We start from the raw sequence: 26,213 nt of genomic DNA, 5'->3' as shown, positions 1-26,213 counted from the left end.
ACCAAGTTTTACCATTTGCTTCCTTCAGATTTCACCTCACGGTGAACACCCTTGCATAGGCTAACGGTTCTCGCTCGACTGAGCCCGTAGAGGACTTTCACCTCCTAGATCAACGCCATGCTCGGCGCACGAACAAAAAAAGGTGCCCTTAGGCACCTTTTCGATTGGATTGCTTAAATGTGCGCGCTGATATCTAAACAGCTTTGCTTCGCATCACCAAACAGCATCTGCGTGTTCTCTTTAAAGAACAATGGGTTTTGAACCCCTGCATAGCCGGTATTCATCGAACGCTTGAACACAATCACTTCTTTTGCGTTCCAAACTTCCAGCACTGGCATACCAGCAATTGGGCTGTTTGGATCTTCAAGTGCCGCTGGGTTAACGGTATCGTTCGCACCGATAACCAATACCACATCTGTTTCAGGGAAATCGTCATTGATTTCGTCCATTTCTAACACGATATCGTACGGTACTTTCGCTTCCGCCAACAGAACATTCATGTGTCCTGGAAGTCGACCAGCTACAGGGTGAATACCAAAACGAACCTCAACACCTTGAGCTCGAAGTTTTTCAGTGATCTCATGTACTGGATATTGTGCTTGCGCCACTGCCATACCGTATCCAGGAGTAATGATAACTGACTTGGCATTTTTTAGCATATCAGCGACATCTTCAGCATTCGTCTCACGGTGTTCACCATATTCTTCATCCGAAGAGATCACCACTTCTTGGCCAAAGCCACCAGCAATAACACTGATGAAAGAGCGGTTCATTGCTTTACACATGATGTAAGACAGAATTGCACCTGATGAACCTACTAATGCACCTGTTACAATCAATAGATCGTTTGCTAGCATAAAACCTGCCGCTGCCGCTGCCCAACCAGAGTAAGAGTTAAGCATCGAAACAACCACTGGCATATCTGCACCGCCAATTGACGCCACTAAGTGGTAACCGAATGCAAATGCAATCAACGTCATTACGATCAACGCGAACATACTGCCGTCAGCTTTAACGAAGTAGATCATTAGTAGTGTTGATACAACAATTGCCGCTAAGTTCAGTTTGTGTTTGTGTGGAAGATTAAGTGGAGAAGAAGAAATCACACCACGTAATTTACCAAACGCTACAATTGAACCTGTAAATGTCACCGCACCGATAAATACGCCAAGGAATACTTCAACAAGGTGAATAACATGATGAGCGTGAAGCTCAGCTTCAGATAGAAGTTCAGCATTCGCAATCGCCGGAGCATCGATGTAGCTGTTGTAACCTACCAGAACAGCGGCCAAACCAACAAAACTGTGTAGGATTGCTACGAGTTCTGGCATCTCGGTCATTTCTACTTTTTTAGCGTAGAAAATACCAATCGCACCACCAATCGCCATTGCGACAATAACCCAAGCAAAGCCTTGTGCGTCTGGGCTAAAGATCGTCGCGATCAGTGCGATTGCCATACCAGCAATACCGTAGTAGTTACCAGAACGTGCCGACTCTTGCTTAGACAAACCAGCCAAACTTAAAATGAAAAATATAGCAGCAACAATGTAAGCTGCTTGTACTAGTCCTGCAGACATTCCCTGTTACTCCTATTTATCTTTGCGGAACATTTCAAGCATACGCTTGGTCACTGTAAATCCGCCGAAGATGTTGATACTTGCGATCAATACCGCGATGAATGACAAGAACGTCACAACACCACTTCCTTGACCAATTTGCAGTAGCGCACCGACAACGATAATGCCGGAAATTGCGTTCGTAACAGACATCAGAGGCGTATGCAGTGCATGGGTTACATTCCATACAACGTAGTAACCAACAACACACGCTAATACAAAAACAGTAAAGTGAGCTAAGAAAGCTGCTGGGGCAACAGAAGCGATCCAACCAAATGCAGCTAACGCAACACCAAGACCAACTAACTTTTTAACTGGAGATACAGGTTCATCAACCTTTTTCTCTGGTGCTGGTGCAGCTTGAGGTTTTTGTTCTGGCTGTGCAGACACTTGAATTGGTGGCGCAGGCCAAGTCACTTCGCCTTCTTTAACAACGGTAACACCGCGCAGTACGACGTCTTCAAAGTCAATCTCAATGTTGCCATCTTTTTCTTTGCAAAGTAGCTTCATCAAGTTAACAAGGTTCGTTGAGTAAAGCTGAGATGATTGAGTCGGTAGACGACCTACCATGTCGGTATAACCAACGACTTTGACACCATTTGCTGTTGTGATCACCTGATCGGCTACTGTGTATTCACAGTTACCACCGTTTGCAGCTGCCAAATCGACAATCACACTACCCGCTTTCATGCTATCAACCATTTCTTTGGTTATAAGCTTTGGTGCAGGACGACCTGGAATCAGTGCTGTAGTTACGATGATATCAACATCTTTCGCTTGCTCAGCGTATAGCTCAGCCGCTTTTTTGTTGAATTCATCAGACATCTCTTTGGCGTAGCCATCGCCTGAGCCCGCTGCTTCTTGGAAATTCACTTCCAAAAATTCAGCACCCATAGACTGAACTTGCTCTTTTACTTCTGGACGAACATCAAAGGCACGAACGATAGCACCAAGGCTACCTGCTGCGCCAATAGCAGCAAGACCAGCAACACCAGCGCCAGCAACAAGAACTTTCGCCGGTGGCACTTTACCTGCAGCAGTAATTTGCCCAGTAAAGAAACGACCAAACTCATGAGCCGCTTCAACAACTGCGCGATAGCCAGCAATATTCGCCATAGATGAGAGCGCATCAAGAGCTTGAGCGCGAGAGATTCGTGGCACAGCGTCCATTGCCAGTACATTGATGTTTTTACTTGAAAGCTGTTCCATCAACTCTGGGTTTTGTGCAGGCCAAATAAAGCTGACTAGTGTTGCACCATCTTTAAGCAGGGCAATTTCGTCAACACCATTTTCACTATCGATAATTGGTGAATTAACTTTAAAAATAATGTCGGAGTTCCAAGCTTCATCCTTCGATACAACTTTCGCTCCTGAGGCTTCAAAAGAGGCATTGTCGAAACTCGCCAACTCCCCAGCTTGAGATTCAACGACGACATCGAACCCCAATTTAATTAACTGCTCAACCGATTTCGGAGAGGCAGCAACTCGCGTTTCTCCAGCGAGTATTTCTTTTGGCACACCAATTTGCATAGCTATTCCTTGACTATTGGCACAATGATTATTCTTTTTTAAACTAACGGGCGACCAAATTTCAAGCATTTTGTAATAAAAATACAGATATTCCTTCGCGCCAGATAGACTTGTCTCGTATTTTTGTAATTTTCGATGTAATAGAACTACATTTCTACATGGCTAAATAAGTGCTCTTTTGCGATAAAAACATTCATATAAAACAGCAAATTAAACATCTTACGTACAAAAAAAGAACCATCAGCATAACGGCTAATGGTTCTCAGTTTTATGACATCTATCAATTCAAATAAGACTAATCGAAAATTTTGCCGCTCATCTGGTCGATATACATCTGTGCCTTTTTGAGCATAAACTCATCGGCGTCTGCACGACTCGAAAGTACATCCGATCGAATAAAACGATGTGATTTTAAAACACCGTCTAATTCCTGTTCGATGCGACCTGCAATACGATATTGTCCGCCCTCTTCGATTGCTTCTTGATAGATCAAAAAGCCTTTGTATTCGGTCGGCTCAACAGTCATCTTTTGTGTTTTTGGTTTACTGGAACCAAACAATCGAGAGAAAAATCCCACCTTTACACCCTATTTTTTATTCAGAATTGGTTTTTCGAACCACTCTAACTCAGCGTCTTCGTCAAAGCGAGGTTTGGTGAATAATACCGGGAACTCATCCTGTCTATTTTGGCGTCTATCATCAAGAATCATACCTTTTGCCGCGTCTACAGCCGCTTCCGCGTAATCTTTAAGCGTCATCAATCGTTGCTCCGATAGCGTTGCTAAAAAATCAATATCATGGCGAATGTAGACAGGTCGAAGTTGGCTTAATGCCAAACAGGCGAGATCCGCTAGTTGATCATGACCAAAGTTGTCCGTGTACTCGGCTCGAGACAAAACTTGCCCAACTAAATTCTCCATATAGTTATGGACATCTTCACTAATCTGCATTATTCCTTTCCTCGCTCACATCTGTTTCGAATTGGTTTAGCTACGCAAGTTACCCTTCCTTATATCAGGGTTATTGATTGTGAAATCTAGTTCACCTTTATCAAATTTAATAGAAGCACGTCTGATTCAAAACAAAACGTTGTTAAATGTTGATGTTAATCCGCATTTTTTAACACTCTGTAAACCAAAAAAGCTTGGAAAATCATTTTATAACGTTATCCTAGTCAATCCGGTAGTTTTATTCATACCAAGGGCTTATCAATCTAATGTCTTTTTCAATCGTTACAGCTAGTTGGTTTCGATTTCTATTCCCGTTAGGGTTGGTGGCCTTTGTCGCATTCAGTAAAGATACTGTCAATTCTATCATTCAGGCTAACGAAAGCCTGAGCTTAAGTCTTCCCTACGTTTTGTTCAGTGCTTGCATCATTTTAAGCAATGTATTTAAACAGAGCCGCTGTGCCATGATTGCTTGTGCAATGGTACTAACCTATTGGGTTATACAAAATAATTTACAAAGCTCTCTTTCCACCGGTACTACGTTATTCGAATTGTCTTTGCTCTCCTTTTCCTTGCCAGGCGCATGCCTAGCTATTTACATGTTCAAAGACAATACGATTAAGAGCCGCGGATTTTTTGGCTTTTTATGTATCCTCGCACTACTCGTATTTTGGAATCAACAAGCATTAGAGTACGTGATTGAATCTGATATTGCCTACGCGCAACATTCATTTATGCATGTGAGTAGAGAGATTTCTCGTCTTCCCGTTATTCTTGTCCTCTATCTTGTTGGTATTGTACTTTCTTGCGCGATACTAGTACTAAAGTACAATCGCATTGTTGATGCTGCTGTTTATTCCGCAATACTATTTGGCTCATTCACGTTCGTATTCTTCCATGTCGCCTATATCTCCACCGCACTGTTTACATTAGCTGGCATACTGCTACTCGTTTACCTTTTATCGGCGAGTTATGAGCTTGCGTTTAATGACCGATTGACGGGGATTCCTGGCCGCTTAGCATTGGAGTCCGACCTTCGACATCTAGGACGGAAATATTCCTTAGCGATGCTAGATATCGATCATTTCAAGTCTTTTAACGACACATACGGCCATGATACTGGTGATGATGTTTTGAAGTTGGTGGCGAGCAAATTACGTAAAGTTCGCGGAGGCGCGCGAGTTTATCGTTATGGTGGTGAAGAGTTCACCGTAATATTTAAAGGTAAACTAGCTGAAGAAGCATTAGAGCACTTAGAAGATCTTCGTCGCCAAATCGCCAATTACGAGCTGACTATCAGAAATATTCAAGACCGTCCACGAAGTCATCGTAAAGGCAGTAAGAAGCGAGGCAACAGTGAAGAAAAAAATGTGGTATCGCTAACGATTAGTATCGGGCTTGCCGACACCTATGACGAAAAAAGCGTTCACAAAATAATTAAAGCGGCCGATCAAGCTCTATATGAAGCTAAAGATCAGGGCAGAAACTGCACGGTAGCGGCCAGACAGTTAACGAAAGACTTTAAAGGTAACTGTGCCAAATACATGGTCTAACGGTTTTGGGGCGATAACAAAATACGCCTTTTATTTCTATTATCACCCAATAAGACCTACAACTCTTCAGATTCCATCATTGGATCGTAAACGACGTAGCGATTACGACCTTGTCTCTTGGCCTGATAAAGTGCCCTATCTGCCATGTGATAAAGTTGCTCTGCCGTTTCTCTACCATTGGGTTTAATACTAACAACCCCTTGTGACACCGTAACGCAGTCGGAAACTGTGCTATATTCATGAGCAATCATCAGGTTAGCTATGTTTGTTTTAATGCGCTCCCCATGTAACTCTGCCTGATAAACATCACTATGACCAAGCAGAACGACAAACTCCTCACCACCATAGCGCCCTACGACTTCGCCATTTCTTGAAAATAGTTCATTCAATGAACCAGCAATTTCAACTAAGCATTTATCCCCTTGAATATGGCCATAATTGTCGTTGTAGAGTTTAAAAAAATCGACATCCAACAAAATGACCGTCAGCGCCATAGAGTGACGCCCGTGTACTGAAATCATTTCTTTAAGTTTTTTGTCGACATCGCGACGGTTACGAACTTTAGTTAAACCATCCTCACTAGCCAATTTCTCAAGCTCTCTATTGGCTCTCGCTAATGCCGCTGTTTTGTTATTTAACTGTTTACGCATAAACGCGATGCGCTGCATCGCGGTTAGCTTAGCTCTTAAAACAAGCTTATCGACGGGTTTTATCAGGTAGTCATCCCCACCCGATTCAATAGCATTGGCAATAATTTCAGGGGCGTCGTGTGAGCTTAGAAAAATGATTGGTATCCATTCAGGGTAAAGCTCGCGAATTTTACACGCGACTTGAAAACCATCCATCTCAGGCATAGAGATATCGAGCAAAACTAAATCTGGTTCAAACTCTGGATAGACTGAGAGTGCTTTAATCCCCGACTCTGCCATCTCAACAATGTGGCCTTGTTGCTTTAAACGGATCGCCAACTGCATCCGTTCTATTTGAATGTCATCCACCAACAATATTTTCATTTTTTTTCCTGTTGTTTTTAGACCAACAAAAATACACAAACCGATCATTAAATCAGCAGTTTAAAAATAAGCATACTTTAAGCGCTTCAAATCCTCCACTAAGGTTGACATTTATCGCAGAAAAATTAGCATAACGCTGTATATATTACGTAAAGAGAAAAGACTATGTCTGACGTGACTCCAACAGAGAAAAAAACCATCGATCTATCTACTGTTTCAGCTGAACTTCGCCAAGTAATCGAGTTTGACGGTGTACCAGAAGCAATGTATGAGATGGTTACATCTATCCATGAAGTTTCAGAAGAAGCAGTACGCGAATCGTGGAATGAGTTACCAAAAAGTGCGCAAAACATTCTAGATAACTTCGAACAGTTTCATGCACTAGTTTCAGTTAGCCAGGCATTCGCTGGTCTAAATGTGATGGAAGAGTTCCCGACTCTGAACCTGCCACAAGACATGACTGAAGAACAGAAAAACGATTACCGCGCTTCTCTGCTAGACCAAGTACTTCACAACTGCGTGAAAGATATGGTTAAGCAAATCAAAAAAGCACGTCGTGACCCAATTCTTAAACGTGACTTCACTGACGTATTTGCTAAGTAATTACCGCGTTTGGTATCTACATAGTATTGAGAAGGCCGCTGACTAGCGGCCTTTTTCTTATTGCGTCTCTGGAATTAATTTAACGGATTTAATCTAACGGATTAGTGAGAAAGTGCAATATCACGCTGAGTCACACTGACACCTTTTATCTGCGCGTACACTTTCATCCCCACTTCTAGGCCTAATTCTTCCCTCGCCCATGACGTTATCGTCGCCCACAAATAGCAACTGTCAGCAAGCTTCAGTTTGATTGACACACTTTGTCGATGCGTTCCATAGCTTTGCATTTCGATATCTGTGATTTCTGCATGTATGATGTTTCGGATGGAACTTCTTTGTGGTTTATCGAGATTAATTGATACGTCGTTTGCTCGAACCTGCAAGCGTACTTTGCTGTGCAGCTCGGCTTCCACTTTCTGTACCCAAAGTACGACCTCAGGTGCAAGTTCAAGTCCAGAGAGCGCGTGTTCTTCTATCTGATCGATCAACTTAGCTTCGAATAGCGAGCTTTGACCCGCAAATGATTGCCAAGGACGCATCGCTTTAGATGCCCAGACTTGATCAATTGGTCCTGTCGTTACCACTTTGCCATTTTCTATAACAACAATATGTTCTGCTAAGCGGATGATTTCATTTAAGCTGTGCGTGACGTACAAAATGGGAATATTAACGTTATTAGCCAAATGCTCAAGAAATGGCAATACTTCACGTTTACGCGGAAGATCTAAAGAAGCGAGCGGTTCATCCATTAAAAGAATATCAGGCTTGGATAATAAAGCCCTACCAATGGCCACACGTTGCTTTTCACCGCCCGACAATTCAATTGGATAGCGCGACAGTAAATCTTCTAGTGCTAACAACTCAACAATTTGTTGAAAGTAACCAGAGTCTGTCGTTTTTACCCCATAAAGCAAATTACCTTTTACTCGATAATGAGGAAATAGTCGTGACTCTTGGAATACGTAGCCAACCCGCCTTTGTCTTGTTGGGACATTGATGCCTTGTTGATCACTAAATAGCACATGGTTATTGATCTCAATGTGACCACTTTCTGGCTGGCTTAAACCCGCTACCGCGTTAATTAGTGAGGTTTTTCCTGCTCCTGAACGGCCGAAAATGGCCGTTATTCCGCGAGATGGCAATTCAACATTAATATCAAAACTGGTGTCACCGAGAGTCTGCTTGAAAGCGATGGCTAATTTACTCATTGCTTCGCTCCCAAACGCCTTACACACTGACGCGCCAACCATTCTGAAACCATTAATGACGCAAGTGCAATTGTAATAGAGATGATACAAAGACGCATTGCTTCCATTTCTGAACCCGGCGTTTCGATAAAGGTATACATAGCTAAAGGGATCGTTTGTGTTTCACCCGGAATATTAGAGACAAAGCTGATTGTCGCGCCAAACTCGCCAAGACTGCGAGCGAAGGCAAGCATAGTGCCAGTAATAACCCCAGGTAGAGTTAATGGCAGCGTAATAGTGAAGAAGACTTTAATTGGTGTAGCGCCAAGCGTCGATGCCGCTTGCTCCAGTTTTGAATCGACACTTTCAAAACTGAGTCGAACCGCTCTGACCATTAGTGGTAACGCAACCACCACACTGGCCAATACCGCACCTTTCCAGTTGAAGGCGAATGAGAGACCGAACGTATCATATAGCCACTCCCCTATAATGCCTTGTCGGCCCATCATCACCAACAGTAGATAACCAATCACAACTGGTGGCAATACCAACGGAAGGTGAATCAAACTATCAATTAATGATTTTCCGATAAATTGCTTTCTCGCTAAAAGCCATGCTAGAAAGATACCAATTGGAATCAGCCAAAGGATGGCATAAAACGACACTTTTAAGCTGAGAATGAGCGCTTGATATTCGTATTCCGACAAAAAATCCATATATCTACTCAAAGCCAAATCGCGTCAATGCTTGTTTCGCTGGCTCACTCATTAAAAATTGACTGAACTGCGCGACCGCAGCCGAATCAGTGAACCTCACCATTGGATAGCGAATTGGATCATGGCTAGAGGCAGCAAACGTATGTACAACTTGTACCTTATCAGATACGACCGCGTCAGACTTATAGACAACGCCTAGTGGTGCCTCAGCACGCTCAACCAGTGTTAATGCAACCCGGACGTTATTCGTTGGTGCGAGATGCTTAATCAGCGGTTGCCAAACATTTAGCGTTTCCAAAGACTGTTTCGCATATATTCCCGCGGGAACAGCATTAGGTTGGCCAATTGCCAACCGACTATCACCAATAGCACTTAACCATGAATTTGGCTGCGTTACATCCAAAGAGATCTTATTCTTTTTTGGGGCGATAACAACCAATTGGTTATGTGTAAAATCGTAGATATTTTGCGCCTTGGCAACGCCTTGCTTTTCTAGGTGCTTGACCCATTTCTCGTTGGCAGAAATAAATAGATCTGCCGGTGCGCCGCGCTCTATTTGACGAGCAAGAGATGACGAACCACCATAAATTGGTACGATATCTACCGAATGGACACTTTCATACTCATTCACCAGCTGATTAAGCACATTGGTTAACGATGAAGCGGCGTAAATTCGAATCGTCGCCTCATCCTTAGCGCGCACTGTGGTTGAGAACAGCACGCTGCTCGCAAGCAGAGAAATCAGTAGAGATGTTTTTTTCGTTTTAATCATTAATCTTATTTGCCTAACTCAGGCCAAAGTAATTCTAGTTTCATGTGCTCTTCAATCGCGTCGGCAATCCGATTGATTGCACGCTCTTGATTAGCTTGATGGTCAACCGTAGTAACATTCGCAAAACCCATCCACTCGCACAGCAAAGAGAGCGCCTCAGCGTCATCAAACACACCATGAAGATAAGTACCAAGTACCTGTCCACAATCGCTTAACGCACCGTCTAGGTACCCTTCACTAAGTTGAATAGGTTGGAGTTCGTCAACCTCACTTTCTCCTGCATGAATCTCATAGCCAGTAACGTGAGCTTGCTTGCCACATAGGTTAAGAGTACCACTTACTCGAGTAAGTTTTTTGTTTTCTGTCATGGTCGTGGTGATATCAAGATACCCGAGACCTTGAGTCACGCCCGGTTCTCCCTCGATACCTAGAGGATCGGCGATGCTTTGACCTAGCATTTGAAAACCGCCGCATATACCAAGTACCTTACCTCCAAAACGCAAATGTTTAGCCAGTTCTTTGTCCCAACCTTGGCTACGAAGATAATCAAGATCAGCGCGAGTCGATTTAGAACCAGGCAATATAATCACATCCGCGCCAGATAGTGATTGCCCCTTGCCTACATATTGAAGATCGATATCTGGGTTTTGGCGCAGTGCATCAAAATCAGTGTGATTACTGATACGAGTGAATACAGGTACTTTCACCACAAGTTTGGCTTGACCGCTTAGTTGCTGCTGGCTATCAATCGCATCTTCGGCTTCAAGATCGAAACCATGAAGATATGGCAAGACACCAATGACTGGTTTACCCGTCTTTTCCTCTAACCAATCGAGTCCAGACTGAAGCAGTGCGATGTCCCCCCTAAAACGGTTGATCACAAAACCAATCACACGATCTTGCTCTGATTGAGACAACAACTCAAGCGTACCGTAGAGATGTGCGAACACACCGCCACGATCAATATCAGCGACAATAATAACGGGTATATCGGCATTTTCCGCAAAGCCCATATTGGCAATGTCGTTTGCTCTTAAATTGATCTCGGCAGGACTGCCGGCTCCTTCAATCATCACCGATTCATAATCGCTTTGCAGACGAGAAAATGAATCCATCACAGTGTTCATCGCCACTAATTTGTAATCATGATAACTGGTCGCTTCCATATTGGTGAGCGCTTTACCTTGTAAAATAACCTGTGCACCAGTATCTGAATTAGGCTTTAACAATACCGGGTTCATATGAACGGTTGGTTCTATATTACAGGCGGTAGCTTGTACGGCTTGAGCGCGTCCAATCTCACCACCATCTTGAGTTACCGCACTATTTAATGCCATATTTTGCGGCTTGAATGGCGCAACTTTTACGCCCTTTCTTGCCAATACACGACACAAGCCTGCGACCAACACACTTTTGCCCGCATCTGACGTCGTTCCTTGTACCATTAAAGCTTTTAGAGGTGATTGCATTTTAACCAGTTATCTCATTGATTATGTTAGAAGAATAATATCGAGTTTAATACCTCAATACTACTGCACTTGTGTTTAATCACTGTCACAAACACGATGTTTTCTCCGCTATCTGACTACCTTATAACAAGATGGCATATTGATGAACGGAAAATGAATGCACTAATCAGCATTGGTTCACTTTAGATATTGTTTAATAGCACCATCAAGCAAGGGCACAGAGCCTAACAACAATATATAAAGGAAACACCATGAAAAAATTTATCGTAGCCGCTGCACTTATCTTAGCTCCAACTATTGCTCTAGCGGGTGGTGACCACCACGAATCACGCAACGCAGTACAATACAAAGGTCCTGTAGAACTCACTAATCTAAGTGGCTTAATTGCAGACAGCACTATGTTCACTGAACAAAAAGTGGTCGTTGAAGGCAAACTTGTGCGCCAAATCAACCATGAGAAATTTGTATTTAGTGATGGTAAAGCAGAAGTACAAGTTGAACTTGATGATGATATCGTGCTGACTCAACCACTCGACGCAACTACACAAGTTCGACTATTTGGCGAATTTGAAGGTGGCAGCACACCAGAGATCGAAGTTGATCGTATTCAAGTGCTATAAATCACTGAGATTTAAGTTTAAACTATCCAACGTAAGGTCTGCCTAAGCAGACCTTTTTCATGTTTGTTGCTGTACGTTGGAGAAACACTTTGAAGAAACATGTAATAGTCACTGCATTAGCCACCTCACTATTGGCGCCGGCAGCATTGGCCAATAACTTTAACTATAACTATTTAGAGTTTCGCACTGCGGTAAGTCCACGTTTTTCAGGTGGTGAATTCAGCCTGATGGTTGGTGAAAATATTCATGTACTTGCTCGTGCCGATAGTCAATTTGAGGGCGATGCAGACATTGCAGGGGGCATTGGTTTTAATGGTCCCGTAAACCAATTTATCGACGTTTTCGGTCAAGCGTTGGTACACAGTATTAGCTATACTGATGAAGAAAATAAAGATCGCGAAACACTACCTGAGTTTAATATCGGTTTGCGTATGTGGCTAACTGATCAGTTAGAAGCGTCAACACGATTTGGCCAATTAGATGAGAGCTCTGTTTTCTATGCGGGTGTCCGCTTCCACTCTACATCTCAACTTTCCCTTTCTGCAGAAACTCGTAATTACGGCATTCATGGGCCTCAACTGACAATGTCGGTACGATTCCAATACTAATGCTCTTCTCCCGCTATTTCCCACTTTTGCTTAGATTACCGTGGTTGGGATAGCGGGTATTAATGGGATTAACATCACACTTCCAATCATTAACACAACTGTTACAGTCCACCATCCTGTTATCCTGACGCCGCTCATATGTGATGTAAGGAAAACCGGTATATGTCAGCGCTTTCAATAAAAAATAAACTTACCTTAGCCTTCGTGCTCGCTATTCTCATAATGACTACTGCGCAAACTTATTTAACCAGTAGACAAATTCTCGATGAAACCCAACGTTCGATTACTCAGTACGGCAACACTTTGCTTGATGGCCGAGTCGACAGCATGGATCAGTGGATTAACACCAAAATTGATGTCATTCGCTCAGCGTCAGATGCGTTTATCAACCAAGGTCCAGCGCAAACTTACCTAGCTCAAGCGACAAAATCGGGTAACTTGCGTATTGTTTATGCCGCACTCACTGACGGCCAATTTATTATGGGCGTCGACATAGACCTACCCGATGGCTTCGATCCTCGAACTCGCGGTTGGTATATCGATACCATGGAAAAAGGCAGCGTTAATGTTACTGAACCTTATATCGATGCGTCGTCAAACAAACTAGTCGTAACCATCGCTGAACCCTTTATTGCCGGTGATGCGAAAGGTGTACTCGGTGCTGACGTCGAAATTGACACACTAGTAAATAATGCTGTGCAATTAGAAGACCAAGGTGTCACCGCATTTTTAACCAACAGCAAAGGTAAAATCGTTGCTCACGAAGACCATTCGCTTGCACTCAAGGATATCGCGTTAATCTCACCAGATCTCAATACCCAAACAATTAAAGAGCTATCAAAATCGACAGAATTGGTTGAAACCGTTATATCCGGCAAAGATGTACTAATCACATCGAAAGCAATTGCTAATACAGATTGGTTCTACACGATTGTTATTGATAAAGACTACGCGTTTCAGTCGCACCATGATTTGATCGGTCAATCTTTGCTGATGGGCTTAGCCCAAGTGCTGATTATTGCGGCAATTGCCTTGGTCATTGTAAAGCGTGCACTAGCACCATTAAACAGCCTAACCGATTCGATGCGCGATCTTGCAGAAGGGAATGGTGACCTTACTAAGCGCATTGAGGTCAAAACCAACGATGAAATCGGTTCTCTTGCCACCCAAGTCAACGCGTTCATCACTAAGCTTCAAGAGATTGTTCACGATATTTCTGGCTCGTCTAAAAATCTTGATAGTCGATCAGAAGTGAGCACCAATCTAGCCAGCGAAATCAGCGATTCACTTTCAGCCCAATTAAATGAGATTTCTCAAATCGCTACGGCGGTTCATGAAATGTCGGCGACCGCAGAAGAAGTGGCGAACAACGCTAAAATGACGGCTGAATCAGCACTAAACTCAACTGAGCATTGTGAAGAAGGCAAACGTGTAATTCGCCGTAACCAAGACTCAATTACCAGCTTGGCAAGTCAGTTAGATAATGCCGCAAGTGTGGTCACTCAGTTAGAGCGTAATGCCCAAGATATCAACACCATTATTTCAACCATCAGTGAAATTGCCGAACAAACTAACTTGCTTGCGCTTAACGCTGCTATTGAAGCGGCACGAGCAGGTGAACAAGGCCGAGGTTTTGCGGTCGTCGCCGACGAGGTTCGTGTACTTTCTCAAAGAACTCATAGCTCTACGGTTGAAATACGCCAAATGATTGAAAGCCTGCAAAAGAATAGCTTAGAAGCCGTAAATTCGATGACACAGAGTCGAGAATTAGCGGGATCAAGTGTTGAAGACGCAAATAGTGCAACTGACGCGCTGGAAATGATCACAGTGTCGATTCAGGAAATTTCAGACATGGCGCTACAAATTTCAAATGCCGCTTCAGAGCAACGTACAGTTACCGAAGAAGTCAGTAAGAATATTCAGCAAGCCAACGACATCTCTTCAACACTCTCCGAAGAAGCACAAAACTCGCGTACCTTGTCTCAAGATTTAAGGCAAATTGCGATGCAACTCAATCAACAAGTTAATTTGTTTAAGTACTAAATTCTTTACACTTGTAAAAGCCCTGCAATGCAGGGCTTTTTTGTTTTCAACGTATTTATATATGCCATTAGGTAAAAATAATAACAAACAATTTAAATACTCATTATCAATTGGTTATTAATAGGTAAAATCACAGAGAGCGATAAATAAACAAACTAATTAACGTCAAAGTGTAAATTTATTTACGTTTACACTTTGCGAGCCATAAGCCCAATACATTATTGGGAGCACGATCATACATGCAAGAAATTTCCTACAGATACTAATTGATGCTCTGATATTCTCACGCCGATTACCTGTCGAGTATTGGAAAATACCTATGTCTGCGCTATCAATAAAAAATAAGCTTACAATCGCTTTTGTTCTCGCAATTCTGCTGATGACAACTGCCCAAACCTATATTACGGGCAAACAAATATTTGATGAAACAACCCGATCAATCAATCAATATGCTACGACGCTGTTAAATGGCAGTGTTACCAGTATGGATCAATGGATAAAAGCCAAAATCAATGTTGTTCGTTCTACCTCTGACGCTTTTATCGAACCAAGCCAAGCAAAGGCCTATTTGGCAACCGCTTCCAAAGCGGGTGATTTCCGCGTCGCTTACGCTGGTCTAAATGACGCTCAATTTATTCTTGGTATTGACCTTGGTGTGCCTGATGGGTATGACCCACGTGAACGAGATTGGTACAAAGATACTATGCGTATCAACGGCCTAAATATCACGGAACCATATTTTGATGTTCAGTCAAATCGTCTAATCATGACTATTGCACTGCCTTTCACCGAAGGTGATGTTGGTGGCGTACTTGGTGCGGATGTGGAAATTGACAACCTCGTCAGTGATGTAGTTGATTTAAAACAAGCGGGTGTTGAAGCATTCATTACCAATAGTAAAGGTAAGATTGTTGCACATAAAAATCACGATTTAACCCTAAAAGGTATTGAAAATATTTCACCAGACTTGAGCGCGAGCCAAATAACTAAGTTGGCAAACAGCCGAGAGCTAGTTGAAACCATTATTTCCGATAAAGATGTGTTAATCACATCCGAGTCAGTACCTAATACTGACTGGTATTATACTATTGTGATTGATAAGCAACATGCATTCGCTCAGCAAGAAGAACTACTTGGTCAACTAATTATAATGGGATTAGTGCAAGTTTTACTTATCGCGATCATCGCCTTGGTTATTGTTAAAAAAGCATTAGCGCCACTCAATAATCTCAGCAATTCCATGAAAGACCTTGCTGAGGGCAATGGTGACCTAACCAAGCGTATTGAAGTAAAAACTAAGGACGAAATTGGTATATTGGCAGAACAAGTCAATGCCTTTATCGCGAAGCTACAAGAGATTGTTCAAGATATTTCAAATTCTTCGAAAAACTTAGGTAACCAGTCTGAAGTCAGCACCAAACAAGCGATTGGTTTAAGCGATTCGCTAGCCACTCAGTTAAATGAGGTCTCCCAAATTGCGACTGCAGTACATGAAATGTCTGCGGCTGCGGAAGAAGTGGCAAGTAACGCCAAACAAACGGCCGATTCTGCACTAAGCTCTACCGAGCATTGCGACCAAGGTAAACGTGTGATTCGTCGTAACCAGGACTCTATCACTAACCTCGCCTCTCAACTGGAGAATGCAGCGAAAGTGATTGGTCAATTGGAGAAGAATGCTCAAGACATTAATACCATCACTTCAACCATCAGTGACATCGCAGAACAGACCAACTTACTGGCACTTAACGCCGCAATTGAGGCAGCTCGAGCAGGTGATCAAGGCCGTGGTTTTGCAGTAGTTGCCGATGAAGTGCGCGTATTGTCTCAGCGTACTCATAGCTCTACGGTTGAAATCCGCGAAATGATCGAAAGCCTACAAAAGAACAGTGTTGAAGCGGTCGATTCAATGACACGTAGTCGCGATTTAGCATCTTCAAGTGTTGAGGACGCCAACGATGCAACGGAATCATTAGAAAAAATCACTATTTCAATTCAGCAAATTTCTGAAATGGCATCACACATTTCAAATGCGGCTTCTGAACAGCGCACGGTTACCGAAGAGGTAAGCAAGAACATTCAGCAAGTCAGTGATATTTCGACACACTTGAGCCAAGAAGCGCAGAACTCACGTTCACTCTCTGAAGATTTACGTCAGATCGCGGTGCGTCTAAATGAACAAGTGCATATGTTTAAACACTAATCCTTGCTCCTTAACCTAAACACTAGCCCCGCATATTGCGGGGCTATCTTTTTTGAACGATGTTCTGGTATGAAAGGGATGTAATACCAATCAGCATAAGTCTTTGATCATTCTTGCTGATTAAAATCGCTGATAACGTTGTTGCAGATTTTGTAATTAGAATAACTAGTTAGCGGCAATCTGCGCCTCGTTCTAAGCGATTTTCCTTGCGCAATTAGCTGACCACTTACTTATCCTGATTGGTATAAAAGCGTTATTCGCGCACGTTGAGATGTCTTGGCACCAACTCGACACCAGCTTCATAGCGTTTAGCTGCTGCATTCAATGCCAATGCCAAAGCGCTATCGGCAATGATTTCGAACTGTTGTGATAATGAGTTCACTTTGAACGGCAAGAAATCTAACAAACGATTGTCACCAAACGTTGCTAATTTAATCTTAGTGGTCAGTTCTGGATGCTTAAGCAATTCATCCAGTACACCTTCTAACAAAGTGTATGAAGTCGTGATCAACGCCTCCGGCACCTCACCTTGGTGTAGCCAATCAGCAAAGATACGTTTGCCTTCTTCGCGATTAAAGTGGCTGCCATAGCCCACTTGAACCTCGAGCCCCTGTTCTTTTGCGACTGAGCGAATACCTTGCTCTCGAACCGAAGAGATGGTCAATTCAGGCAATGCGCCAATAATACCTATTGTATTTACTCGCTCAGACACTATCGATTGAGCAAGCTCATAAGCACCATCAAAATCTTCACTCATGACACAGCAAAAATGCTCATCATCTAAAGGACGGTCAATGGCAACCACTGGCGTTCCACGCTGCTGTAATGCGAAATAAAATTCGTTGGCATCGGGAATGCTGCTAGCAACAAATAGCGCGTCAACTTTGCGACTCACCAATGCCTCGACAACTGAACGTTCAATATCTGCATCGTCATCTGAACACGCAATCAGAATTTGATACCCCGCTTTGCGTGAATTCTGTTCAAGTAATTTCGCCAATCGTGCATAACTGGTGTTTTCGAGGTCCGGAATTATCAATCCAAATGATCGACTACTGCCGACACGTAACGAACTCGCAGCGACATCTGGTCGGTAGTTATGCTGTTCTACTACTGCCATCACTTTCTGCTGGGTTTTCTGGCTAATGCGGTACTGCTGAGCCTTGCCGTTTATGACATAGCTTGCAGTTGTTTTTGAAACGCCCGCTAACTTGGCAATTTCATCTAAGGTCATGATCGATCCGATATTCTGTGGATTAGATCAAAGTTTAAAAACGATGATCGCTAACTTATTTGCATTATATGCTGAATCGATACAGCATAAAAGCTGAAAGGATTCAGCAAAGTTGCAAAATGTAGTGGTTGTCGCAACTTCTACTAAACTAACCAGCGTTTGCTGAATTTTTTTAAGTTAAAGCTGAATCGGTTCAGCTTATGTCGAATACACAGATAACGAGGCTCATATGCTAGAGCTTTCCATCCAGGACATTACGCTTAATCAAGCGCATCAGGACAAGCAATCAGCTATTGCATTCCTTGCAGATCAGTTGACCAACAAAGGTTTGGTTGAATCAAACTACTTATCAGGCATGCAAGCGCGTGAAGCACAAAACTCAACGTTTCTTGGCAACGGTATTGCTATTCCACATGGCACTACAGATACCCGTAATTTAGTTAAGCAGACTGGCGTTGCGATTGCGCACTTCCCTAACGGCGTTGATTGGGGCGATGGCAATACGGTTTACCTTGCGATTGGTATTGCTGCGAAAAGTGATGAGCACTTAGGCATCCTAAAACAGTTAACAAAAGTGCTTGGCGACGATGGCGTTGAACAGGCACTGCAAAATGCAAAAAGCGCTGAACAAATCATCTCACTATTGAATGGTGAAACGCAGTTCAACATCGACTTTGATGCAAGCCACATCCAATTAGACTTCCCTGCTAGCGACATGATCCAAATGGCAGCAGTGTCAGCTGGCTTATTGAAGAACTCCGGCAGTGTTAACACTGAGTTCGTTGCAGATATCGTTGCAAAAACACCGACTCATCTTGGTCAAGGCGTTTGGTTAGTTAGTTCCAATAAAGGTGTGAATAAAACCGGTATGGCTTTTGTCACTACGGCTAATCAGTGCCAGCTAGACGACAAGACTGTCAGCGCGTTAATCACCTTTGCCGGCTGTAACGATGCACACCGTAAACAACTTGGTATTGTTACCGAACTCGTCGCCAACAAGAATATTGCGTCACTGATCGGTAAGTCTGCGAATGATTTGATCGCCCTACTCACACCTGATGCCGAAACTGGCGCTGGCGCGGCGGTACAATCAGATGAAGATACTGCAGCTAATTCAGCGATATTTAAGATTCGAAACGCACACGGTCTGCACGCTCGTCCAGGCGCAATGCTGGTTGCTTGTGCCAAGAAATTCGACAGTGCGATTACCGTGCGCAACTTAGATAGCGACAGCAAACCTGTTAACGCAAAAAGTCTAATGAAAGTGATTGGTCTTGGCGTCAAACATGGTCACCAACTTGAGTTTATTGCCAACGGTGACGACGCGGGCTTAGCGCTAGAAGCGATTGGCAGCGCAATTCAATCTGGTCTTGGTGAAGGTTAAGGTTAAGGAACGGATATGAATAATAAAGTCGTTACTATCACACTAAACCCGGCACTCGATCTCACTGGCTCCCTAAACACACTCAATACCGGCAGTGTCAGTCTCGTGAACCACAGTGATTTTCACGCTGCTGGAAAAGGTGTGAACGTTGCTAAAGTACTATCGGATCTTGGAGCTCAAGTAACCGTTACCGGTTTTCTTGGTGAAGACAACCAAGAGCTATTTTGCCAACTGTTTGAGCAAATCAACGCAAATGATCATTTCGTGCGTGTAAAAGGCTCAACTCGCATCAATGTAAAACTCGTCGAGCAAGATGGCACGGTAAGCGATATCAACTTCCCGGGTGTAGCTGTGGACGCGCAAGCCATTGAAGCATTTGAACAGACGCTAGAGACACTATGCCAGCAACATGAATACTTTGTTTTCGCTGGTAGCCTACCGCAAGGTGTGACACCGGAACAGTGCGCTCAGTGGATTGAGTTTTTACAGCAGCGCGGCAAAAAAGTGTTGTTTGATTCAAGCCGTGCCGCACTGAAAGCCGGTTTAAGCGCAACACCATGGCTCATCAAACCTAATGATGAAGAATTGGCTGAATTTATCGGTCGTGACATCAATACGCGCCAAGAGATCATCGAAGTTGCTGAAGAGCTCAGCCTCACTGGCATTGAAAATGTTGTGGTTTCGCTGGGCGCTAAAGGTGTGATGTGGCTTAACCAATCAGAATGGCTCTCTGCTCAACCACCAAAAATGGAGGTGGTAAGTACCGTAGGCGCTGGCGATACGCTCGTCGCGGGTATGTGCTGGGGTCATATGCAGCAAATGGACAAACCTCAACTGCTGCAATTCGCTACTGCACTTTCTGCCATGGCGGTAAGCCAAGTTGGTGTCGGCGTTAACGATTTATCTGCACTACAACAACTTATAACCAAAACTGAGCTTAATCCAATTTCGTCTCTAGACGATGAATAAATTACTCGAATAACAAAAGGTCGATGTTATGAACGTAACCATTATTACAGCTTGTCCAAGTGGTGTTGCCAACAGCATCATCGCTGCCGGACTTCTTGAAAAAGCCGCACAGTCATTGGGTTGGACAGCCCATATTGAATGTCAGTCAGAAGTAATTGACGCGACACCTGTTAGCCAAGAAAAAATCGAACAGAGCGATTTTGTCTTGATTGCAGCCAACCGTGCCGTTGATGACTCTCGTTTCGTGGGTAAAAAACTGGCTCGTGTATCGATTGATCAAGTCATTGATAACGCGGAACTGGTACTCAAACAGAGTGCGGATACTGCTCAGATACTTGAGATAAGTGACGCGGTAACAGAAGGTGCGAACACTAGCGCGAAGAAGATTGTGGCTATCACCGCTTGCCCAACAGGCGTTGCCCACACCTTTATGGCAGCGGAAGCATTAGAAGACGAAGGTAAACGTCGTGGTCACCAAATTAAGGTAGAGACTCGCGGTTCTGTTGGTGCTAAAAACCAACTGACTGACCAAGAAATTGCCGATGCCGATTTGGTCATCATTGCCGCAGATATCGAAGTGCCACTTGAGCGCTTCAACGGCAAAAAACTTTACCGCACTAAAACCGGTCCAGCGCTAAAGAAAACCTCTGAAGAGATGGATAAAGCGTTTGAGCAAGCGACCGTGTACCAACATTCTGGCGCATCAAGTGCAGCCAATAACACCGAAGAGAAGAAAGGTGTCTACAAACACCTGATGACTGGTGTATCGCACATGCTACCTGTGGTGGTTGCTGGTGGTTTGATTATCGCCCTTTCATTCGTTTTTGGTATCGAAGCGTTTAAAGAAGAAGGCACACTTGCTGCGGCACTGATGACCATTGGTGGCGGTTCCGCATTCGCCCTAATGATTCCAGTTTTGGCTGGCTTTATCGCCTTCTCTATCGCAGATCGCCCAGGTCTAGCTCCGGGTCTAATCGGTGGTATGTTGGCAAGCTCGACCGGTGCAGGTTTCCTTGGTGGTATCGCAGCTGGTTTTATCGCTGGTTACGCCGCTAAATTCATTGCCGATAAAGTGCAATTGCCGCAATCAATGGAAGCACTAAAACCTATCTTGATCATTCCGTTTGTTGCGAGTTTATTTACTGGCTTAGTGATGATCTACATCGTTGGTGGTCCAGTATCTGGCATCATGGCGGCGATGACTGAGTTCCTAAATAACATGGGTTCAGCCAACGCAGTACTACTTGGTGTGATTCTCGGTGCAATGATGTGTTTTGACCTTGGTGGTCCAATCAACAAAGCGGCTTACACCTTTGGCGTGGGTCTACTAGCATCACAAACTTACGCTCCAATGGCTGCAATCATGGCAGCAGGTATGGTTCCTGCTCTAGGTATGGGTCTAGCCACTTTCCTTGCGAAAGAGAAATTTGAAGCCAGTGAGCGCGAAGCAGGCAAAGCATCGTTTGTTCTCGGTCTATGCTTTATCTCAGAGGGTGCGATTCCATTTGCAGCGAAAGATCCAATGCGCGTTATCCCGTCTTGTATGGCTGGTGGTGCGTTAACAGGTGCGCTATCTATGCTGTTCGGGGCGAAATTGATGGCTCCACACGGCGGTCTATTTGTGCTGCTTATCCCTAATGCGATTACGCCAGTATTGATGTACTTAGTTGCTATCGCTGCTGGTACTGCGCTGACAGGCTTTACCTATGCGTTCCTAAAGACCCGCGATAACAAAATAGCGGCAACCGCTTAATTAAGCTCCTACCCCCCACTTTCTAAGCGCTTCAATTGAAGCGCTTTTTTTATTCTAGCGTTTGATCAACTTGTCCTATCGCTAGAGCATTCAATCAAATAAGCACTCAAGTGCTTATAATCAACTCGCTCTAGTGATATAGCCAAACATTATTATACGCGGTTCATAAGGTTTAATAGGATATGGGTGATAGTTCACCAGCTTGGTGCATTATTATTTTCGTTTGCACTTAAACAAGTCAACTCATCCCCCATATCTGCTACTAGTGACTATAAAACAAGGGATTATAAGTTGGCTTACTTCTTGTACTAACCTTTCCTAGACACAACGTCTAGATATGCTGGCGCATTAAGGAATAACTATGCAAGATACACTAACAGTGGTTCTCGCCGGAGGCGTAGGATCCCGCCTAAGCCCATTAACGGACGATAGAGCAAAACCTGCGGTACCATTTGGGGGAAAATATCGCATTATTGATTTCACCCTTACCAACTGTCTTCATTCAGGTCTAAGACGTATTTTAGTCCTCACCCAATACAAATCTCACTCTCTGCAAAAACACCTTCGCGATGGTTGGTCACTATTCAACCCTGAACTTGGCGAGTTTATTTCTGTTGTTCCTCCTCAAATGCGCGGGGGTGGTAAATGGTATGAAGGCACCGCCGATGCCATCTATCACAATTTATGGTTGATAGAACGCAGCTCGGCTAAGTATGTGGTGGTGTTGTCGGGGGATCACATTTACCGCATGGACTACGCAGCGATGATCAAAGAGCACAAACGCACTGGTGCAAAACTGACCATTGCCTGCATGGAAGTACCGCAGAATGAAGCGCACCAGTTTGGTGTGGTTGATGTCGAAGAGTCACGAGAAATTAGCCACTTTATAGAAAAGCCGATTGATCCACCTACTATGCCGGGTAAACCGGGCTTTAGCCTCGCTTCTATGGGGATCTATGTGTTTGATGCGGATGTGCTCAAAGAGTGTCTTCAAGACGATGCTAGCCGCGAAAATTCTAGCCATGATTTTGGTAAAGATGTCATTCCTAAACTGATTGAGAGTCGTGATGTCTTCGCTTACCACTTCTGTGGTGAGTTGGGGCGTGTTGCCAAAGATTGTTATTGGCGCGATGTGGGAACCATTGATTCGTACTATCAAGCCAATATGGATTTATTAGAGCCGGTTCCTCCGATGAATCTTTATCAACGTGATTGGGCAATACGTACCTACGAGCCACAGTATCCACCAGCTCGCACGGTCTCCTCAGCAACAGGTAACGAGGGTATTTTTATCAATTCGATCATTGCCGATGGCGTGGTGAATTCCGGTGGCTCTGTGCAGCGGTCGATCATTTCACCCTGCGTTTATATTAACGATGGTGCAACGGTTGCAGACAGTATTTTGCTTAACCACGTCCACGTCGCTGAAGGCTGCCAACTCAAAAATTGCATCATTGATAAACATGTATCGATTCCACCAAACACCACTATTGGCTATAACCAAGTCGAAGACGCCAAGCGCTTTAGCATTTCTCCCAATGGGATTGTTGTGGTGCCGGAGAGCTACCAATTTGATTGAAAGCCGACGGAGCTAGTCACTACAAAGAAAAACACCCTCGCAGTGGAGGGTGTTTTAAGAGATTGACTAGATCTCCTATAGGGGCTTTTAGTATTACCCAAACTTATCAAAAGAAAAACGGTAAATTTGTAAACTCTCTTTTCCCATTTTACTCAGCATTGCTAAACGTAAATCTTTATTTTTACAGAAAAATATCTTTACACTTTGTTTTGACTAAATAGTCAAAATCGCGCTTGTAATACCCGCTTGCTGTCCCCATTTCAAATTGTGTGATCTGACTTGCTGTCACGCTACTACAATTATTCGAACTCTCATTCAAAGAGGAAGCATGAATGTCGATGAAATTTGCATACCAAAACGCTACACAAATTCTGTTTGGTCAAGGCCAAATTGAAGCTATCGCTAAAGTTATCCCAGCAGATAACCGTGTATTAGTGGTTTACGGGGGTGGTTCGATCAAAAAGAACGGCGTTTACGATCAAGTGGTAAATGCACTTAAAGACCATCAATGGCAGGAGTTTTCAGGCGTAGAGCCAAACCCTACCAAAGAAACATTAGACAAAGCAGTTGAGATCGTAAAAGCGGATCATATTGATTTTATCCTTGCAGTCGGTGGCGGCTCGGTAATCGACGGCTGCAAATACATCGCTGCAGCAGCGCACTATGACGGCGATGGCTGGGATATTTTGACTGGCAGCCACCAAGTGACCTCTGCAACGCCTATTGGCGCGATTTTGACTCTGCCTGCAACCGGTTCTGAATCCAACTCTGGTGCGGTAATTACCAAAGCATCAACACAAGATAAACTGGCGTTTCTAACCCCGTTTGTTCAACCTGCATTTGCGGTCATGGATCCGGATGTAATGAAGTCCCTACCAGATCGCCAATTAGTCAACGGCTTGGTTGACGCATGGGTGCACGTGTGTGAACAGTATCTGACCTATAACCATGGTCATATGGTGCAAGATGGCTACGCTGAAGTCTTACTGCGTAACTTAAAGCAGCTTGCAGAACAGTTCGACCAACGCGACAGCGACGAATGGCGTGCAAACCTGATGTGGACGGCCAACCAAGCCCTGAATGGTTTAATTGGTTCAGGTGTCCCACATGACTGGGCAACACATATGATTGGCCACGAATTAACGGCTCTTTGGCACGTTGACCATGCGCGTTCGCTAGCAATAGTGCAGCCTTCACTGCTTCGCAATCAGATCGAACATAAACGCGCCAAGTTAGAGAAATTGGGTACGGAAGTATTCCGTCTTGAAACAGGTAGCGATCTTGCCGAACGTACAATCGATGCAATCGAAGCGCTTTACAACAGCTTAGATGTCGCAACTCAACTGACTGAGCATGCTACGGACAAACAAACTGCTATTGATAACGTAATCGAACAGTTGAGCAAACATGGCATGGTTGCGCTTGGCGAGCACCAAGCGATCACTATCGAACAAAGCCGCAAGATCCTTGAGTCTGCTATCGCTTAATCGAAGTACCATATAATATTTAGCTCGAAGGCAGTGTCATGACACTGCCTTTTTTGCTATTCACTCTTCTAACCAATGAGTTAGAAAGCACTTTCACAGTATTTCACCAGCAAATTATGTCACACTGTAACCAAATGTGGTCAAGCTTAGCATCAAAATAACAACTTTGGCTCTGGGCGAGAAAAAACTCTGCACGGAAGATAAAAATCAGATACCATCTCTACGCTTACACAACTCTGACATAGATTCAAACCTAAGGTGAACCGAATATATTTATGTGGCTAGTAATTGTTAGTTTATGTTTAGTACACATCTATTCGATAAGCCATGGCCCACGCTGGCTGTTTTATAGTACCAAACCATTACCTGCAGTACTTTTATCTGCGCTGGTTTTGCTCTCGCCTTCCAATACGTATCCTGAATACACAGCCTATATAGCCTTAGGTCTTGCCCTCTCTGCCATCGGCGATATTTTCTTAATGCTACCGAAAGATAGGTTTCGTCATGGGTTAGTCTGCTTTTTGCTCGCGCAGTTCGCTTATGGTCATGCGTTTTTTACCAAGATGTCTGATTTTCAGCCGCTTTGGCTAACCATACTATTGATTGCAGTTGGTGTGATTATCTTTTTGCTATTGCTACCTAGCATTGAAAAAGATAAATGGTATGTGGGATTTTACTTCGTAAGCATTCTATTCATGGCGAACAATGCGACGATGGCATGGTTACAGCAAACTAACCCACTCTCTGGTATGGCCATGATCGGGGCGTATATTTTTATCATGTCTGATTTGGTTCTTGCTATTGATCGCTTTAGAGCCAGTTCCGCTTTTTCGCGTCATGTAGTCATGTTTACCTACTACACCGCTCAAGCACTATTTGCTCTCTCTGTAATTTGGGCAGCGTAAGCTGCCCAATCATTGATATCAGATCT

General features: G+C 43.8%; 22 protein-coding genes. 12 read left to right on the top strand and 10 right to left on the bottom strand.

The window, feature by feature from the left end; all coding sequences use genetic code 11:
- Positions 1 to 173: 173 nt before the first annotated feature.
- The 4 genes from pntB to IRQ95_RS12250 all read right to left on the bottom strand — a co-directional run bounded on the left by pntB (position 174) and on the right by IRQ95_RS12250 (position 4,095).
- A complete protein-coding gene (gene pntB / locus IRQ95_RS12265; RefSeq protein WP_194437203.1) occupies positions 174 to 1,577 on the bottom strand; it encodes a Re/Si-specific NAD(P)(+) transhydrogenase subunit beta in 1,404 nt (467 codons plus the stop codon).
- A gap of 12 nt (positions 1,578 to 1,589) precedes the next feature.
- A complete protein-coding gene (locus IRQ95_RS12260) occupies positions 1,590 to 3,146 on the bottom strand; it encodes a Re/Si-specific NAD(P)(+) transhydrogenase subunit alpha (protein WP_194437202.1) in 1,557 nt (518 codons plus the stop codon).
- A 295-nt stretch (positions 3,147 to 3,441) separates the two neighbouring features.
- Positions 3,442 to 3,723: an HlyU family transcriptional regulator gene (locus IRQ95_RS12255; RefSeq protein WP_194437201.1), complete on the bottom strand. Its 282-nt coding sequence runs from the start codon at positions 3,721 to 3,723 to the stop codon at positions 3,442 to 3,444.
- Positions 3,724 to 3,732: 9 nt separating this feature from the next.
- Entirely contained in the window at positions 3,733 to 4,095 is a 363-nt protein-coding gene (locus IRQ95_RS12250) for a late competence development ComFB family protein (protein ID WP_194437200.1), read from the bottom strand.
- Between the two features lie 266 nt (positions 4,096 to 4,361).
- On the opposite strand from IRQ95_RS12250, the gene IRQ95_RS12245 reads away from it, so the two are divergent.
- Entirely contained in the window at positions 4,362 to 5,645 is a 1,284-nt protein-coding gene (locus IRQ95_RS12245; RefSeq protein ID WP_194437199.1) for a GGDEF domain-containing protein, read from the top strand.
- 56 nt (positions 5,646 to 5,701) lie between these two features.
- On the opposite strand, the gene IRQ95_RS12240 is transcribed toward IRQ95_RS12245, so the two are convergent.
- The gene (locus IRQ95_RS12240) at positions 5,702 to 6,658 is read right to left on the bottom strand and encodes a GGDEF domain-containing response regulator (RefSeq protein ID WP_194437198.1); all 957 of its coding nucleotides are present in this window, start codon (positions 6,656 to 6,658) and stop codon (positions 5,702 to 5,704) included.
- A 165-nt stretch (positions 6,659 to 6,823) separates the two neighbouring features.
- On the opposite strand from IRQ95_RS12240, the gene IRQ95_RS12235 reads away from it, so the two are divergent.
- Positions 6,824 to 7,261, top strand: a complete 438-nt coding sequence (locus IRQ95_RS12235; RefSeq protein ID WP_075652600.1) for a DUF3069 domain-containing protein — start codon at positions 6,824 to 6,826, stop codon at positions 7,259 to 7,261.
- Positions 7,262 to 7,362: 101 nt separating this feature from the next.
- On the opposite strand, the gene modC is transcribed toward IRQ95_RS12235, so the two are convergent.
- From modC to IRQ95_RS12215, 4 genes are read right to left on the bottom strand one after another with little or no spacing between them, the layout of a single operon-like run.
- The gene (gene modC, locus IRQ95_RS12230; protein ID WP_194437197.1) at positions 7,363 to 8,469 is read right to left on the bottom strand and encodes a molybdenum ABC transporter ATP-binding protein ModC; all 1,107 of its coding nucleotides are present in this window, start codon (positions 8,467 to 8,469) and stop codon (positions 7,363 to 7,365) included.
- Positions 8,466 to 9,164, bottom strand: coding sequence for a molybdate ABC transporter permease subunit (gene modB, locus IRQ95_RS12225; protein WP_194437196.1), 699 nt, complete (start codon positions 9,162 to 9,164; stop codon positions 8,466 to 8,468). The genes modC and modB overlap by 4 nt, the downstream gene beginning before the upstream one ends.
- A 4-nt stretch (positions 9,165 to 9,168) precedes the next feature.
- A complete protein-coding gene (gene modA / locus IRQ95_RS12220; RefSeq protein ID WP_194437195.1) occupies positions 9,169 to 9,936 on the bottom strand; it encodes a molybdate ABC transporter substrate-binding protein in 768 nt (255 codons plus the stop codon).
- Positions 9,937 to 9,941: 5 nt separating this feature from the next.
- Complete coding sequence (locus tag IRQ95_RS12215; protein ID WP_194437194.1) at positions 9,942 to 11,405, bottom strand: cobyric acid synthase; 1,464 nt, start codon at positions 11,403 to 11,405, stop codon at positions 9,942 to 9,944.
- Positions 11,406 to 11,656: 251 nt separating this feature from the next.
- Here IRQ95_RS12215 and IRQ95_RS12210 point away from each other — a divergent pair, with 251 nt between their 5' ends.
- From IRQ95_RS12210 to IRQ95_RS12195, 4 genes are all read left to right on the top strand, one after another.
- Positions 11,657 to 12,025 carry a YgiW/YdeI family stress tolerance OB fold protein gene (locus IRQ95_RS12210; protein ID WP_194437193.1) on the top strand — a complete coding sequence of 123 codons (369 nt, stop codon included), beginning with the start codon at positions 11,657 to 11,659 and terminating at the stop codon, positions 12,023 to 12,025.
- An 89-nt stretch (positions 12,026 to 12,114) separates the two neighbouring features.
- Positions 12,115 to 12,633 carry a hypothetical protein gene (locus IRQ95_RS12205; protein WP_194437192.1) on the top strand — a complete coding sequence of 173 codons (519 nt, stop codon included), beginning with the start codon at positions 12,115 to 12,117 and terminating at the stop codon, positions 12,631 to 12,633.
- A 162-nt stretch (positions 12,634 to 12,795) separates the two neighbouring features.
- On the top strand, positions 12,796 to 14,676 hold the full coding sequence (locus IRQ95_RS12200) for a methyl-accepting chemotaxis protein (RefSeq protein ID WP_194437191.1): 1,881 nt from the start codon (positions 12,796 to 12,798) through the stop codon (positions 14,674 to 14,676).
- Positions 14,677 to 14,995: 319 nt separating this feature from the next.
- Positions 14,996 to 16,876 carry a methyl-accepting chemotaxis protein gene (locus tag IRQ95_RS12195; protein ID WP_194437190.1) on the top strand — a complete coding sequence of 627 codons (1,881 nt, stop codon included), beginning with the start codon at positions 14,996 to 14,998 and terminating at the stop codon, positions 16,874 to 16,876.
- 253 nt (positions 16,877 to 17,129) lie between these two features.
- Here IRQ95_RS12195 and cra read toward each other — a convergent pair whose 3' ends face one another.
- Positions 17,130 to 18,110 (bottom strand): catabolite repressor/activator, encoded by a 981-nt coding sequence (gene cra, locus IRQ95_RS12190; RefSeq protein ID WP_194437189.1) that lies wholly within the window; start codon positions 18,108 to 18,110, stop codon positions 17,130 to 17,132.
- A gap of 229 nt (positions 18,111 to 18,339) precedes the next feature.
- Here cra and fruB point away from each other — a divergent pair, with 229 nt between their 5' ends.
- The 6 genes from fruB to IRQ95_RS12160 all read left to right on the top strand — a co-directional run bounded on the left by fruB (position 18,340) and on the right by IRQ95_RS12160 (position 26,187).
- Complete coding sequence (gene fruB / locus IRQ95_RS12185; RefSeq protein WP_194437188.1) at positions 18,340 to 19,494, top strand: fused PTS fructose transporter subunit IIA/HPr protein; 1,155 nt, start codon at positions 18,340 to 18,342, stop codon at positions 19,492 to 19,494.
- Positions 19,495 to 19,509: 15 nt separating this feature from the next.
- Entirely contained in the window at positions 19,510 to 20,463 is a 954-nt protein-coding gene (gene pfkB, locus IRQ95_RS12180; RefSeq protein WP_194437187.1) for a 1-phosphofructokinase, read from the top strand.
- Positions 20,464 to 20,491: 28 nt separating this feature from the next.
- The gene (gene fruA / locus IRQ95_RS12175; RefSeq protein ID WP_194437186.1) at positions 20,492 to 22,216 is read left to right on the top strand and encodes a PTS fructose transporter subunit IIBC; all 1,725 of its coding nucleotides are present in this window, start codon (positions 20,492 to 20,494) and stop codon (positions 22,214 to 22,216) included.
- Between the two features lie 361 nt (positions 22,217 to 22,577).
- Positions 22,578 to 23,795: a glucose-1-phosphate adenylyltransferase gene (gene glgC, locus IRQ95_RS12170; RefSeq protein ID WP_194437185.1), complete on the top strand. Its 1,218-nt coding sequence runs from the start codon at positions 22,578 to 22,580 to the stop codon at positions 23,793 to 23,795.
- Positions 23,796 to 24,133: 338 nt separating this feature from the next.
- Complete coding sequence (locus IRQ95_RS12165; protein ID WP_194437206.1) at positions 24,134 to 25,282, top strand: iron-containing alcohol dehydrogenase; 1,149 nt, start codon at positions 24,134 to 24,136, stop codon at positions 25,280 to 25,282.
- Between the two features lie 275 nt (positions 25,283 to 25,557).
- Entirely contained in the window at positions 25,558 to 26,187 is a 630-nt protein-coding gene (locus tag IRQ95_RS12160; protein WP_194437184.1) for a lysoplasmalogenase, read from the top strand.
- The last annotated feature ends 26 nt before the right edge of the window (positions 26,188 to 26,213 follow it).

It is taken from the genome of Vibrio fluminensis (assembly GCF_015278125.1).
Taxonomy (GTDB): domain Bacteria; phylum Pseudomonadota; class Gammaproteobacteria; order Enterobacterales; family Vibrionaceae; genus Vibrio; species Vibrio fluminensis.
The sequence above is the reverse complement of the archived record's forward strand: the minus strand, read 5'-3'. Positions and strand labels throughout refer to the sequence as shown.

Excerpts from the sequence above, each read along its gene's own strand:
- pntB (WP_194437203.1), bottom strand. The coding sequence starts at position 1,577 with ATGTCTGCAGGACTAGTACAAGCAGCTTACATTGTTGCTGCTATATTT.
- IRQ95_RS12260 (WP_194437202.1), bottom strand. The coding sequence starts at position 3,146 with ATGCAAATTGGTGTGCCAAAAGAAATACTCGCTGGAGAAACGCGAGTT.
- IRQ95_RS12250 (WP_194437200.1), bottom strand. The coding sequence starts at position 4,095 with ATGCAGATTAGTGAAGATGTCCATAACTATATGGAGAATTTAGTTGGG.
- IRQ95_RS12245 (WP_194437199.1), top strand. The coding sequence starts at position 4,362 with ATGTCTTTTTCAATCGTTACAGCTAGTTGGTTTCGATTTCTATTCCCG.
- IRQ95_RS12240 (WP_194437198.1), bottom strand. The coding sequence starts at position 6,658 with ATGAAAATATTGTTGGTGGATGACATTCAAATAGAACGGATGCAGTTG.
- IRQ95_RS12235 (WP_075652600.1), top strand. The coding sequence starts at position 6,824 with ATGTCTGACGTGACTCCAACAGAGAAAAAAACCATCGATCTATCTACT.
- modC (WP_194437197.1), bottom strand. The coding sequence starts at position 8,469 with ATGAGTAAATTAGCCATCGCTTTCAAGCAGACTCTCGGTGACACCAGT.
- modB (WP_194437196.1), bottom strand. The coding sequence starts at position 9,164 with ATGGATTTTTTGTCGGAATACGAATATCAAGCGCTCATTCTCAGCTTA.
- modA (WP_194437195.1), bottom strand. The coding sequence starts at position 9,936 with ATGATTAAAACGAAAAAAACATCTCTACTGATTTCTCTGCTTGCGAGC.
- IRQ95_RS12215 (WP_194437194.1), bottom strand. The coding sequence starts at position 11,405 with ATGCAATCACCTCTAAAAGCTTTAATGGTACAAGGAACGACGTCAGAT.
- IRQ95_RS12210 (WP_194437193.1), top strand. The coding sequence starts at position 11,657 with ATGAAAAAATTTATCGTAGCCGCTGCACTTATCTTAGCTCCAACTATT.
- IRQ95_RS12200 (WP_194437191.1), top strand. The coding sequence starts at position 12,796 with ATGTCAGCGCTTTCAATAAAAAATAAACTTACCTTAGCCTTCGTGCTC.
- IRQ95_RS12195 (WP_194437190.1), top strand. The coding sequence starts at position 14,996 with ATGTCTGCGCTATCAATAAAAAATAAGCTTACAATCGCTTTTGTTCTC.
- cra (WP_194437189.1), bottom strand. The coding sequence starts at position 18,110 with ATGACCTTAGATGAAATTGCCAAGTTAGCGGGCGTTTCAAAAACAACT.
- fruB (WP_194437188.1), top strand. The coding sequence starts at position 18,340 with ATGCTAGAGCTTTCCATCCAGGACATTACGCTTAATCAAGCGCATCAG.
- pfkB (WP_194437187.1), top strand. The coding sequence starts at position 19,510 with ATGAATAATAAAGTCGTTACTATCACACTAAACCCGGCACTCGATCTC.
- fruA (WP_194437186.1), top strand. The coding sequence starts at position 20,492 with ATGAACGTAACCATTATTACAGCTTGTCCAAGTGGTGTTGCCAACAGC.
- glgC (WP_194437185.1), top strand. The coding sequence starts at position 22,578 with ATGCAAGATACACTAACAGTGGTTCTCGCCGGAGGCGTAGGATCCCGC.
- IRQ95_RS12165 (WP_194437206.1), top strand. The coding sequence starts at position 24,134 with ATGAAATTTGCATACCAAAACGCTACACAAATTCTGTTTGGTCAAGGC.
- IRQ95_RS12160 (WP_194437184.1), top strand. The coding sequence starts at position 25,558 with ATGTGGCTAGTAATTGTTAGTTTATGTTTAGTACACATCTATTCGATA.